Source organism: Bacteroidota bacterium (assembly GCA_016713765.1).
In the GTDB taxonomy this organism is placed as follows: domain Bacteria; phylum Bacteroidota; class Bacteroidia; order AKYH767-A; family 2013-40CM-41-45; genus Pollutiaquabacter; species Pollutiaquabacter aromativorans.
This window is the reverse complement of record JADJON010000001.1, coordinates 1987387-2001787: the sequence shown is the minus strand read 5'-3', so window position 1 is coordinate 2001787 and position 14401 is coordinate 1987387. Positions and strand designations below refer to the sequence as shown.

Annotated in this window: 5 protein-coding genes; 4 read left to right on the top strand and 1 reads right to left on the bottom strand. The window is 54.5% G+C overall.

All coding sequences use genetic code 11. From position 1 onward, the window contains the following. Positions 1-407: 407 nt before the first annotated feature. Complete coding sequence (locus tag IPJ96_07615) at positions 408-8117, top strand: PKD domain-containing protein (protein ID MBK7910217.1); 7710 nt, start codon at positions 408-410, stop codon at positions 8115-8117. 115 nt (positions 8118-8232) lie between these two features. Here the strand turns inward: IPJ96_07615 and IPJ96_07610 are convergent, their stop codons facing one another. Then, complete coding sequence (locus IPJ96_07610) at positions 8233-8484, bottom strand: hypothetical protein (GenBank protein MBK7910216.1); 252 nt, start codon at positions 8482-8484, stop codon at positions 8233-8235. A 203-nt stretch (positions 8485-8687) separates the two neighbouring features. Here IPJ96_07610 and IPJ96_07605 point away from each other — a divergent pair, with 203 nt between their 5' ends. The 3 genes from IPJ96_07605 (at position 8688) to IPJ96_07595 (ending at position 14398) form a co-directional block, all read left to right on the top strand. Continuing rightward, on the top strand, positions 8688-10820 hold the full coding sequence (locus IPJ96_07605) for a S9 family peptidase (GenBank protein MBK7910215.1): 2133 nt from the start codon (positions 8688-8690) through the stop codon (positions 10818-10820). A 115-nt stretch (positions 10821-10935) separates the two neighbouring features. Continuing rightward, entirely contained in the window at positions 10936-13635 is a 2700-nt protein-coding gene (locus IPJ96_07600) for a D-alanine--D-alanine ligase (GenBank protein MBK7910214.1), read from the top strand. Positions 13636-13648: 13 nt separating this feature from the next. Further along, positions 13649-14398: a PASTA domain-containing protein gene (locus IPJ96_07595; protein ID MBK7910213.1), complete on the top strand. Its 750-nt coding sequence runs from the start codon at positions 13649-13651 to the stop codon at positions 14396-14398. Positions 14399-14401: the final 3 nt, after the last annotated feature.

Sequence of the window (14401 nt, the reverse complement as noted above, 5' to 3'; positions counted from 1 at the left end):
CCGGACCTTTTGAACGTCGAGCATCTGACGTTCTATTCACTGCATTTTCCTGCCTGCAATGGGGTTGCGGCTGAAAAATCAGGTCGCAAATGTATCAAAAAGTTTGACCCCTTAGGACCGGGACTGGTTTCGCAAAAGAATAAATGCGGAAAACAGGCCCGTATTCGGAGGTTTCAGGCATTAACGAACGATTTCTTGCAACCACTCTTCCTTCAGCCAATCAACCGATTCCAGTTTTCAATTCAAAATGACACCATTCAGTCTGGTTAAACATACGTTTCCGGTAAAACCTTACAACTGACTAGTATTCAACTCATTCAAAATACTTAGGGAAAGCGCCGCAATAGTTTTAAGGTGTGAAAGCAGGAAGCACCGTGACAGGCTTCCTAAACTGAAAAACAGGCGGCATGAGCAAAGGATTACTCCGCTGGATGCAAACCACGATACTGCTTACGATCCTCGCCTTCCCGGTGCAGGAAGCGTACGCCAGTCATTCCATGGGTGCAGACCTGACGTATCAATGCCTTGGTGGAAACACCTATCGGGTTACGGTTTCCTTTTATCGGGATTGTATCGGAATCAACGCTCCTTCGGCTCCGTTGGTCACCATCAATTCTCCATCCTGTGGACAAAGCCTGAGCGTGACCTGCTATCCTCGTCCTGGCACCGGACAGGAAGTGACACCAGCCTGTTCCTCTTCTGTTACCACCTGTCAGGGCGGTACGTTTACCGGAATCCAGGAATGGGTGTACGACGGTATCGTGACCCTTCCGATGCAATGCTCGGACTGGGTCTTCGGCTATTCGCTTTGCTGCCGGAACGCGGCCATCACCAACATCACCACACCGGGGTCCAGCACCTTCTACATATACGCGACGCTCAACAACCTGGTCACGCCGTGTAACAACTCCCCTACCTTCTCCAACAAACCGGTACCATTCGTGTGTCTGGGTCAGCAATTCTGCTTTAACCACGGCGCTTACGATTCGGACGGAGATTCGCTGGTTTACTCGCTGATCACGCCCAAGCAAACCGTCTCTACGAATGTCAACTACATCGCTCCGTACAATGCCTACCAGCCATTGAACTCGGTCCCGACCACTTCCTTCGACGCGCAAACGGGCGATATCTGTATGACGCCACAAGCGCTGGAAGTTACGGTGATGGCCGTGCTCGTGCAGGAATACCGTAACGGTCAACTGATCGGCTCCGTGGAACGTGACATTCAGATCACGGTCATGAACTGCGCGAACAACCTGCCTTCATTATCCGGCATCAACGGGACGAATAATTTCGATATCACCGTTTGTGCCAATGCACAGACCTGCTTCGACATCTTCTCGTCTGATCCCGACGCCGGTCAGAATCTGACTGTCACCTGGGACGATGCCATTCCCGGTGCGACTTTTACCACCTCCTCCGGCCCAAGGCCTACCGCCACTTTCTGCTGGACACCTACCAGTGCAGAAATCGGCAACAGCTATACGTTCACTGCTACCGTACGCGATGACGCTTGTCCGTACTACGGTTCACAGACCTATGCCTATACCATCCATGTGATCGGTATCTCCGTGAATGCCGGTCCGGACCAGTCGATCGCCTGTTCCGACCTCGCCACGCTGACCGCCAATGCAAGCGGCGGCGGTCCTTACACCTACTTGTGGAACAACGGTTCGACGATGCAGTCCATTACCGTGGGTGCCGGAACCTGGTGGGTAACCGCATCGAATGGTACCTGTACCGCAACCGACACCGTGGTGGTTACCATGCCCTTCATCCCGGTAGCCGACTTTACACATTCCGCCACGAGCTGTCTGAATACCCCCATTCAATTTACCGATCAATCCACCACTCCCGGTGGCATTATCTTCAGTTGGATCTGGGATTTCGGTGACGGCAGCGGAAGTACGCAGCAAAATCCAACCCACCAATATTCAACTCCGGGTACCTATGATGTCTCCCTGGTCATTGAAAACTCGTTGGGATGCACCGACACGGTGACGCAAACGATCGTCATAGCCCCGCCGCCGGTAGCTGCCTTTACCGCGACCAGCGCCTGCGTCAACAGCAACGTAAGCTTCACGGACCAGACGAGTCCTGCCGGCACTTCCTGGAACTGGACATTCGGTGATGGCGGAAGTTCCACCCTTCAAAACCCCACCCATACCTACGCTTCTCCCGGCACGTACAATGTTACGCTGGTATCCACCAGCGCCGGCGGCTGTATCGACACGGTCGTTAACCCGGTAACGGTGTTCCCGCTTCCGGCAATCAATGCCGGTGCCGACCAGACCATTTGTGCCGGCGCAAGTACGACACTGAGCGCCTCCGGTGGCACGACCTATACCTGGAATCCGGGAGGAAACACGGGTGGCACCATTACGGTGAGCCCGACGACCGGAACAACCTACGTGGTCATCGGCACGGATGTCAATGGCTGCTCGATCAGTGACACGATCCGTGTTTCGGTAACGGCGCTACCCCGCATCGCCGCCGGCGCCGACGTGGTAATCTGCGCAGGTAACGCCGCCACGCTGAACGCCAGCGGCGGTAATAGTTATGTATGGTATCCGGGCGGATTCACCGGTCCGACCATTTCTGTTGACCCATCGGTCAGCACCAGCTATACCGTTGTGGGAACCGATGCATTCGGTTGTACCAACAGCGATACGGTGGATGTAGCGGTAAACAGCCTGCCGGTAGCGACGATCAGCCCGGATGTAGATATCTGCCAGGGCGGATCTGCTACGCTGACCGCGGGTGGCGGCTCTACTTACACTTGGACACCGACCGGTTCAACGACCGGCACCATAACCGTTAACCCGGGTAGTTCGACCACATATAATGTTCAAGTCTCCGACGGCAATGGCTGTTCGACGACAGCCAGCGTAAATGTGAATGTTCATTCACTCCCGCCGGTAAACCTGCAATCCTCCTTCCTTTGCGCAGGCTCGGTCACCACGCTGGATGCGGGTCCGGGTAGCGTATCCTATTACTGGACACCTACCGGAGATACGACACGCACGCTATCGGTCAGTACAGGTGGCACCTACGCCGTCACGTTGACCGATGCCTGGGGCTGCACGACTACCGCCTCAGCGACGATCAACGTTGGCAGCTCCATCACGATCAACCTGGGTAATGTGAGTTTCTGTCAGGGCGACAGCGCGACACTGGACGCAGGCTATTCTGGTATGAACTACCAATGGTCCACAGGCGCTACGACACAGGCCATCTCGGTCAATACTCCGGGTAGCTATAGTGTAATTGTAACGGACAATTCCGGTTGTTCCGGATCGATCGCCGTCACCGCGAACGTAAACCCACTTCCGGTAGTATCCTTCTCCGCAACGTCCGCCTGTCTTGGCAGTGCAACCATTTTTACCAATACCTCCAGCATCGGATCAGGATCGATCTCGAGCTACAGTTGGAATTTCGGTAACGGTGACACCACGCTTGCCAGCAATCCCAGCGAAACGTATGCAGCGGCCGGCACCTATTCGGTAAGCCTTACCGCAACCAGTGTCAATGGATGTATCAGCAGCATCACGCAGCCCGTTCAGGTGAATCCGCTACCGGTCGCCGCTTTCACGGCGCCCGGCGCCTGTGCCGGTTCCCCGACTACGTTTACCGACAATTCCAGTGTCAGCAGCGGCAACATCGTCACCTATGCCTGGAATTTCGGCGATGGAAACAATTCCAACGCGCACAATCCGGTTCACAGCTATTCCAGCCCTGGAAACTATACGGTAGATCTCACCGTGACGACAGCAGGCGGCTGTACCAGCAGCAGCACGCAGACCGTCGCGATTCACGAGATACCGGTCGCAGGCTTCGTAGCGAATCCCGTCTGTATCGGAAGTCCGATGACCTTTGCCAACTCCTCCACCATCGGAGCCGGTTCAATCACTTCCTGGTCCTGGGATTTCAACGACGCTTCCACATCTACCCAGTCTACTCCTTCCCACACATACGGCACACCGGGTACCTATCAGGTTTCCCTGATCGCGGTTTCGAACCAGGGCTGTGCTGATACCATCTCCCAGGCGGTAACCGTAAATGCACTACCGGTCGTATCCGCCGGCGCTGACCGTCAGCTCTGTCCGGGCGGTTCCGTGAACCTCAGCGCCAGCGGTGGTACCAGCTACCTCTGGGCCCCGGGTGCACAAACAACCGCTTCCATAACCGTTACGCCTTCTGCGAATACCACCTACACCGTTCAGGTGACCGATGCAAATGGTTGCAGCGCTTCGGATCAGGTGAATGTCTCCATCTATCCGCAACCGATTGCCAATGCGGGTGTAGACCCTTCGATTTGCATTGGCGCCACCACGATGCTGACTGCGAGTGGCGGCACAACCTATCAATGGTCACCCGGCGGTCAGACGAGCGCGTCGATCACGGTGCAACCGAACACTACGACACAATATATCCTGACGGCAACGGACGGAAACGGTTGTCAGGCAACCGATACGGTACGGGTCACCGTAAACAATCTACCTGCTGTCAATGCGGGTCCGGATTATTCGATCTGTAACGGGTCTTCGATCGCGCTGACTGCCAGTGGTGCCCAAAATTATCAGTGGCAACCGACAGGCACCAGTGGATCGACACTTATCGTCACCCCGGGCACGAACTCCACCTATGTCGTGACGGGTACTGACAACAACGGTTGTCAGGCACGTGACACCGTACGGGTTACGGTAAATCCGATTCCTACGGTTGTCCTCTACCCGACCTTTGTCTGCGCCGGATTCAGCACGGACCTTGATGCGGGTAATCCGGGAGCTACCTACATGTGGTCGACCGGTGAGACCACGCAAACCATTTCGGTTTCCGACAGCGGATCCTTCTCGGTGGTAGTAACCAGTCCGTTCGGTTGCTCCGCACTTGCCGCAACACAGGTGACCGTTGGCGGTTCGATCTCCGGAACGCCGACCAACACCGCGATCTGTTCCGGTCAGAATACCATCCTCAATGCCGGTAATCCCGGCGCTACCTATCTCTGGTCGACGGGATCTACGGCTCAATCGATCAGTACGGGTACCGCAGGGCTCTACTATGTAACCATCACGGATCCGAACGGTTGTTCTGCGACCATCGTACACAACGTGGCTGTCAACCCGCTTCCGGTTGCTCAGTTCGCGGCTCCGGCGGTTTGTGCGGGCGCCAGCCTTAATTTCACCAACCAGTCGACCATCAGCTCAGGCAGCATTGCCAGCTACGCCTGGACGTTTGGAAACGGTACCGGATCAACCCAGCAGCAGCCGACCAATACGTACATGAACCCCGGTAGTTATACGGTATCCCTGACGGTTACCAGTGCAACCGGTTGCAGTGCATCTGTATCAGGTCCCGTTACCATTCATCCGAATCCGCAAGCTGCCTTCAGCACGACGCCGGTATGCCGTGGCAACCAGACTCAATTCGCCGATCAATCGACCGTGAGCAGTGGAACGATCACCGGTTGGACCTGGTCGTTCGGCGACAACCAGACTTCGACGGTTGCTGCCCCCGGCCACAGTTACAGCAATGCCGGAACCTACGTCGCTACGCTCGTGGTTACCTCGAATTTCGGTTGCCGCGATACGGTAACCTCCACGGCACTGGTACACGAACTCCCACAGGCCGCCTTCTCGACGCAAAACGCCTGCGCACAATCGACCGTTCCCTTCGTCAACAATTCGACCAGCAGCGACGGTTCGATCACGGGCTATGCCTGGAACCTCGGCGACGGCAACACAAGCACGCTTGCATCTCCGATCCACGCCTATGCCGGCGACGGCAACTTCACTGCGCAGTTGGTCGTCACAACCCAATACGGATGTACGGACACCCTGAACCGCACGCTCACGATGTACCCGATACCGGAAGCACAATTCTCATTACCGCCAGCCTGTGCTCAATCGGGCACTCCGATCACGAACACAACGACCGTTAGCAGCGGCTCCATCGCGTCCTGGTACTGGATGTTTGGCGACAATGCCGTATCCAGCAGTCAGCAACCGAACCACGCTTATAATGCCGACGGCACTTATACCGTAACGCTGGTGGCTACTTCAGACCGCGGATGCCGCGACACCGCGCATCAGAGTGTAACCATCTTCCCGTTACCGATCGCGCAATTCTCAGCCGCCGACGTTTGTCAGGGCGCGGAGACCGACTTCCTTGACCAGTCCTCGGTCAGCAGCGGCAGCATCCTGAACTGGAACTGGACCTTTGGCGACAACTCCTCTTCCACCCTCGGAACACCGGTCCACATCTACGGTGGCGCCGGTACGTATCCGGTACAGTTGACGGTCACCACCAACAACGGTTGCACGGATGTTTTCGCGTCGAACGTAAACATCTTCCCGAACCCTGTCGCGGCCTTCACATCCACGAATGTCTGCTTCGGCGGTGCTAACCAATTGACCAATCTTTCCTATCTCCCGGGTGGTGGGTCCGTCAATTCGAGCTGGACGTTCAGCGATGGCACCACGAGCAACCTGGCGAATCCTTCCCATACCTTCCCGGCTCCGGGTGGTTACCAGGTAGCACTCACCGTCACATCGCAGCATGGTTGCAGTTCGACCATTTCCGACCTGATGGCGGTTTATGTAGGTCCGGAAGCACGTTTCTCCACGCAGGATAATTGCTTCGGAGTAACAACCCAATTCACGGATCAGACGACTGCGCAAGACGGCACCATAGCTTCCTGGAACTGGAACTTCGGCGACGGCACCACCTCCAGTCAGCGCAATCCGAGCCACACCTATACCAACCCCGGGCAGTATACCGTAACGCTGACCACCGTATCGACATTCGGTTGCGACGGCGACTACCTCGATAGCCTGGAGATTTACCGCAAACCGCAGCCCGACATCATGGCCTCCAACGTCTGTGTAGGCAACCCGATCCAATTCGCGGATGCAGGTAACAGTCAGACCGGTGGCAATGTCAGCTACAGTTGGAACCTCGGCAATGGCGTTATCCTGAACGCGGATAGCGTAAACTTCACCTACCTGACTCCGGGTAACTATGACGTCACACTCACCGTCACTTCCGATCACGGATGTGTCGGAACCGACCTCCTGCGAGTGAACGTATATCCGAATCCGAGTGTATCGTTCACGGGCAATGATGTCTGTGAATCATCCACCACGCTCTTTGCCAATACGACGACCATAACGGCCGGATCGGTCAGCCAGTACGTTTGGAGTTTCGGTGACGGACAAACTGCCGTTACCCCTCAGGCCAGTCATACGTATCAGGCGGCAGGTACTTATCCGGTGGTATTGACTGCGGTTTCCAACAACGGCTGTATGGCAAGTTCGACCGGTACGGTGCGGGTTCACCCGAATCCGACCGTTCAACTCAACTCCGGCTACCAGGGTTGTGCGCCGCTCAACGCTATGTTGTTCGATCAGTCTGCCATCACTACCGGTTCCATCACCGGCTGGCTCTGGAATTTCGGCGATGGCGCAGTCTCTACCGACCGGAATCCGACCCACTTGTATACGGGAAGCGGTTCGTATGACATCACTTTGACCGTTGTCACCGACCATGGCTGTCAGGCCAGCCGTATGGTCCCGGGACTTATCCGCGTGTATCCGCAACCGCTGGCAGATTTCAGTATGAATGCTTCAGTACTGGAAGATATCGCTCCGACGGTTCAGTTCGTGAACCAATCGCAGGGATACTCCGCCTTCCAATGGCAGTTTGGGGACGGCACGGTGAACACCACCGACATCAACCCGGTGCATACTTACCGGGATACGGGTAGCTATACCGCCTTGTTGATCACCGTGAACACCTACGGTTGCCGGGATACGATCCTGAAATCAATTGAAGTACGTCCGGTATCCACCTTGTTTGCTCCGAATTGCTTTACACCGAACGGTGACGGCATCAACGAAGTATTCAAGCCGGTCTTCACCAACATGGAAAACATCCAGGTCTGGGTATTCGACCGCTGGGGCAAATTGCTGACCAGTTGGGACGGTATCGACGGCTTCTGGGACGGCTACTACGAAGGACGTAAATGCCAGACCGATACATATGTATATAAAATCAAAGGCTGGGGCATTGACGGAAAATACTCTGAATGGGTTGGACACGTCAGTATCATCTACTAATCTGCTGCCGGTATAGGACTTCCAAGTGCGTTTTTTTCATGGTGTGTTTGGGAAGACCCCTGGTTCCTTCGGGAATTGGGGGTTCTTCCTTTTTTCCCGGGCAACGTTGTCTGATTCAGGGCTTCCAGCCCGGAGGATAGACCGTTCGCACATGCTTACGCGTCCGAGCCAGCGAGCGGAGATAGGCGAACCGGTGAGGAGTTCCAAACAACATGCGCAGGCGCTTGAAGTCCTCGAAGAGCGACAACTGCTGTTCGGTCTTTGGAACGAAGTTGTTCGAATAGAAGTCGTGTGATCCCATCAGTTGATTGTCCTTACTGATGGCAAAATATACCTGGTTGGAAGCTGATTCAATTTTAGTTGGCATGGGGCGAATGATTCCGGGTGAACGGCGCATCATTACGGGTGAAACGGCGAAAAGATGCGATTTGCAGCCGGAATGACGGGTAACCGTGCGGCAACCGGCGCTATTCTTCTTCACAATCAGCCGGATCGTCCATTTCCGTTAAAGAGTGTTAGGGTTTCCCGAGCGGCGGAAAGAACCGTAAATTCGCAAGACCTAAACCACCTATGAAGCATCCCGTTATCCGCATTGCGGCCGTCTACTTCTTGTTGACCATTCTCCCGCAAACCCTGAACGCCCAGCCCTTTCACTACCCTGCGGCCAGGAAAGTCGACCAAAAAGACACCTACTTCGGAACCACCATCGATGATCCGTATCGCTGGCTGGAAGATGACCGTTCGGAAGAAACTGCAGCCTGGGTAACGGAAGAAAACAAGGTGACGGAAGCCTATCTGTCGTCCATTCCGTTTCGCGAAGAAGTCCGAAAACGAATGACCAGCCTGTGGAATTTCGCGAAGTCGTCCGTTCCTTTCAAGGGTGGCAAACAGTACTTCGTTTATACCAATGACGGATTGCAGAATCAGTTTGTCCTCAAACGTCTGCCGGCATTCGACAAACCGGGTATCCCGTTCCTGGATCCGAACACCATGTCTTCAGATGGCACGATCAATGTCAATGCCGCCGTGCCATCCAAAGATGGCAGTCTCCTGGCCTATTCCATTGCCCGTGCAGGAAGCGACTGGAACGAAATCTACGTCAAGAGCGTCTTCACCGGAACACAAATGAAGGATACCATCCGCTGGGTCAAATTCTCCTCCATCTCCTGGCGCGACAAAGGGTTTTATTATTCCCGTTATCCCGAACCCTCCGAAAGTGACAAACTGAAAGGTAAAAATGCAGGACATCAGATCTATTATCACTTCGTGGGAACGCCCCAGTCGAAGGACAAACTCATTTACCAGGATACACAGCACCCGATGCGTAACTTCAGTGCTTCCATTACTGATGACAGCCGCTTTTTACTAGTCTTTGGTTCAGAAGGCACCAGCGGGAACAATTTGTTGGCCCGTGACCTGAGGTTTCCAAAAACAGGATTCAAGACGCTGGTCCGTGACTTCGATCACGATGTCGAAGTCATTGATAATGATAGTATCTGGCTCTTGGCACGAACAAACAAAGACGCTGCACGATACAAATTAGTTTGGATCAATGCAGTGGATCCCACCGTCCCCTGGAAGGATGCCATTTCTGAACAGGAAGACGTATTGCAGGAAGCCACGGTCGGCAACAACCAGATCATCGTTCGTTATATGCACGATGCTTACAGCGTCCTGAAGGTATATTCCAAAGCTGGTAAATTCCTCTACGACATTCCGCTGCCTACCATTGGAACGGTGGATCAGCTTTCCGCCAGCAGGAAAGACGCCAATTTATTTTACTCCCTCTCCTCCTTCACCATGCCTTCCACGATCTATCGTTATGATCTGAAGGAGCGGAAACAATCGGTCTTCTTTCAACCTCAACTCGCCTTTAACGCCGGCGATTACGAAACCAAACAGGTATTTTATACCAGTAAGGACGGCACAAAAATCCCGATGTTCATCGTCCACAAGAAAGGCCTCGTACTCGATGGAAACAACCCTGTCCTGCTCTTCGGCTACGGCGGTTTCAATGTTTCGAAGTCCCCGGAGTTCAAGATCGAGCGACTGGTTTTCCTGGAAAAAGGCGGCATCTTCGCTCAACCCTGCATTCGCGGTGGTGGCGAGTACGGAGAAGCCTGGCATGAAGCCGGCACCAAATTGAAGAAGCAAAACGTCTTCGATGACTTCATCGCGGCCGGCGAATACCTGGTGAAGGAAAAATACACGGCCCCCAGGAAGATCGGCATTGGCGGGCGATCCAATGGAGGACTGCTGGTCGGTGCCTGCATGCTGCAACGCCCCGATCTATTTGGCGTCGCTTTGCCGACGGTCGGTGTGCTCGACATGTTGCGCTATCACAAGTTTACGATCGGCTGGGCCTGGAAAGGCGACTATGGTTCCAGCGAAGACTCCACGCAGTTCCATTACCTGTTGAATTATTCCCCCCTGCATAACATCCGGGAAGGCGTCGATTACCCGGCCACCCTGGTCACCACCGGTGACCATGATGACCGTGTGGTGCCGGCTCACTCCTTCAAGTTCACTGCCACATTGCAGGAAAAATACAAGGGAGACCAGCCCGTGATGATCCGCGTCGACGTCAACTCCGGACATGCCTCCACCACAGCCCTGGGGTCATCCAAACCCGTTGCCAAGCAAATCGAAGAACAGAGCGATATCTTCACCTTCCTGATGAAGAATCTCGGCATGAGCTGGTGACACTTTTGAACAAAAACAAGGGGAAAACGCCTCCCGGGAGCAATCCGACGGGGGGCGTTTTCGTTAACTTTGCAAATGGACGATTCCCTGCCGGAACGTCATTCCAACCATGAAGATCCGCATCGGTATATTTTTCGGTGGCAACAGCCGCGAACGCGAAGTATCGTTCGCCGGCGGGAGAACCGTATACGACAATCTGAACAAATCACTATTCGAAGCAGTTCCCATTTTTGTCGACAGCTTCAACAATTTCGTGCTGCTCGATTGGCACTTCATCTACAAAGGAAGCATTCGGGATTTTTATCCGCCGGTCGATCAATTACCCGATAGCCCGAACGAATTCCAGGTCTATGCCGAAAGCCTGGGCAAACCGGACCGGGAACTACAGGACCGCCTTATCAGGGAAATCGGCAAGAAAGTCCTTCCCGACCAACTGAATGAGCTGATTGATTTCGCCTTCCTCTGCCTGCACGGTCCGTTCGGAGAAGACGGTCGGATCCAGGGTCTCCTGGAATTCTACGGCATTCCTTATTCAGGCTCGGGCATCCTCTCTTCCGCCATCGGCATCAACAAGGCGATCCAGAAAAGCCTGATGCACGAAGCCGGCTTCCCCGGACCCGCCAATTTTTCCATTCGTCGTTCGGAGTGGGCGGACCCCATGACCGCCGGTGGTATTATCACGAAGATCCGCGACGAGATCGGATATCCCTGCGTCGTAAAGCCGGCTAATCAGGGTTCATCCATCGGTGTCACGATCCTTTCCGCCGAAGATCCGGCCCGACTCGCGGAAGCGATCGAACTCGCTTTCTTCCGACAACGGATCAGTCAGGAAGAATGGAAAGGGCTGGACCACGACCACAAGCTTGCTGAACTCCGTTCACTCTGTGACATCCGCGAAGGGATCGGTATGCCCGTCCGTTGTACCGCGGGTACTGAATGCACCATACTCTATCACCCGGAAGATCTACTGCGATTCCTGGATAACCGCTTCGCGAGTGGAACCGAGTCGGTACTCCTCGAAGGCCTGGATGCCGACACCGAAGTGCTGGTAGAGCAATTCATCGATGGAAAGGAGTTCTCCTGCATCGTCATCCGGAATGCAAACGGTACACCGGTAGCCTTGCCACCCACCGAAATTCGCAAAGGCCGCGAGTTATTCGACTATCGCTCCAAGTACCTGCCGGGTTTATCGAGAAAGATCACACCCATCGAACTTCCCGATGATCAGATACGCCAGATTCGGAAAGAATGTGAACGCCTCTTTCTCCAACTGCATTTCGGCGTCTACGCCCGCATCGACGGGTTCATGACGCAGGACGGCCGCGTCTTCCTGAACGACCCGAATACCACCTCGGGTATGATGCCCTCATCATTCTTCTTTCACCAAGCAGCCGAGATCGGACTAAACCCCTCACAGTTCCTGACATACATCATCCGTACTTCCCTCTGGGAACGCAATCATGACCTGAAGGAAATCGTCCGGACACCGGCCCTGTTAAAACGCATGGACGCCGGACTGGCGGGTTTACGCCAATTGGAGAATGCTAAAACCCGGGTAGCCGTGATCATGGGCGGCTATTCTTCTGAACGACATATCTCCGTTGAAAGTGGCAGGAACGTGTACGAGAAACTGTCCAGTTCTGACCATTACGAACCCTTCCCGGTTTTCCTCACCGGCGACGAACAGGAACATGAACTTTGGCAGATTCCGGTGAACTTGATGCTCAAGGATAACGCCGACGATATCCGGCACCTCGTCCAGCACCACAAAGTACACCCGGTCATCCATGAGATCATGGAGGAATGCGAAGGCATTACCAGCGAGTATACCGACCAACGGAACGTCCTTCATCCGAGAAAAATCTCCTACCACGACCTGGCCGAGATCGCCGATGTAGTCTTCATCGCGCTCCACGGCCGCCCGGGCGAAGACGGCGAGATCCAGAAACGGCTGGAAGCGGTTGGCTTGCCCTACAATGGATCGGGGACCGATTCTTCGCGCATCACCATCAATAAATACGAAACGAACGAACTGCTGATGCGCAATGGATTTTCGGTTGCACGTCACGCGCTGGCCGACCGGGAGGAATGGAAACGTGATCCGGAAGGGTTTTATCGCTCCATCATCCAACGCTTCCCCTTTCCGTTTATCGCAAAACCCGTTGATGACGGTTGCAGCAGCGCGGTGAAGAAGATCCGGAACGAAGATGATTTGCGTGCATTCTCGGAAATGATCTTCCGGGTCGAAGAAGACCTGCTGGCCGGGCCGGCATCGGTCTTGCAGTTGAAAGCAAAGGAGGAGTTTCCAAGAAAGCGACAATTCCTGCTCGAAGAGTTGGTAACCAGGAAAGACGCCGCGCATTTTCTGGAAATCACCGGTGGCCTCATGACCAGCCTCGATGATCGCGGGAAAAGGGTGTACGAAGTCTTCGAAGCATCCGAAGCCTTGTCGGAAGGCGACGTGCTTTCCCTGGAAGAGAAGTTCCTGGCAGGTGAAGGTCAGAATATCACCCCGGCGCGCTATGCAAGGGATCCGAAGGAACGGAACAGGATTTCAGAGATCGTGAAGCGGGAATTGCAAAAAGCCGCGGAACTCCTCAATGTGGAAGGATATGCGCGGATCGATGCGTTCGTTCGCGTTTTCCCGAATGGGAAAGTAGAGGTGATTTTCATCGAGGTCAACAGCCTGCCGGGCATGACGCCGGCAACCTGCATCTTCCACCAAACCGCTTTAGCCGGATACAAACCGTATGAATTCATTGACCGGATCCTTACGTACGGCATCCGGAGGAAACACGCATCGGTCGGAATCTGACAACTCATTCGCTGTGGCAAAAAAATCTACCGGCAAACTTCTGCTTTACAACCTGATCGCCGCTGTACTTGTTTCCGCGCTGGTCCTTGGCGGCACGTACAGTTGGCTCAGCTCCTATACGCATCACGGAGAGAGTATTTCGGTTCCGGATGTGAAAGGAATGTCGATCAAAAAAACAGAAAAGTTCCTCAACGAGAAGAACCTCGAATATAAAGTCGTCGATTCCATGTTCGTCCTGGGGAAGAAACCGGGAGAAGTATTGGAACAGGATCCTGCGGCAGATTCGAAGGTCAAGGAAGGTCGCACGATCTACCTGACCGTCAATGCCAGTCGCCCCCCCAAAGTGAAAATGCCCAACCTGGTCGACGTTTCATTCCGTCAGGCGGAAGCGATCCTCCAGTCGTTTGGGCTGAAGGTCGGCAAGACTTCCTATCAACCCGATCTCGCAAAAAACGCCGTCCTCGAACAGCATTACAAAGGTCGCACGATCAAACCCGGCACCGAGATCGACAAAGGATCGGTCATTGACCTCGTACTGGGCGATGGCGTCGGAAATGCCGAAGTGCTGGTACCCGACCTGGTTGGACTGACACGCGGCGAAGCCTTGTTTGCGCTCAAAGGTTCTTCCCTGAATGTCGGGACACTGCACATCGACCCGGGTACCCGCGACACCAATAACGCGAAAGTCTATCGCCAGATCCCGGAAGCCGACGGCAGCACGACCTTGCGATTGGGTGAAGCAGTAGACTTATACTTGCGCTAAACC

Coding starts and splice junctions, on each gene's coding strand:
- IPJ96_07605 (MBK7910215.1), top strand. CDS start 8,688: ATGAAGCATCCCGTTATCCGCATTGCGGCCGTCTACTTCTTGTTGACC.
- IPJ96_07615 (MBK7910217.1), top strand. CDS start 408: ATGAGCAAAGGATTACTCCGCTGGATGCAAACCACGATACTGCTTACG.
- IPJ96_07610 (MBK7910216.1), bottom strand. CDS start 8,484: ATGCCAACTAAAATTGAATCAGCTTCCAACCAGGTATATTTTGCCATC.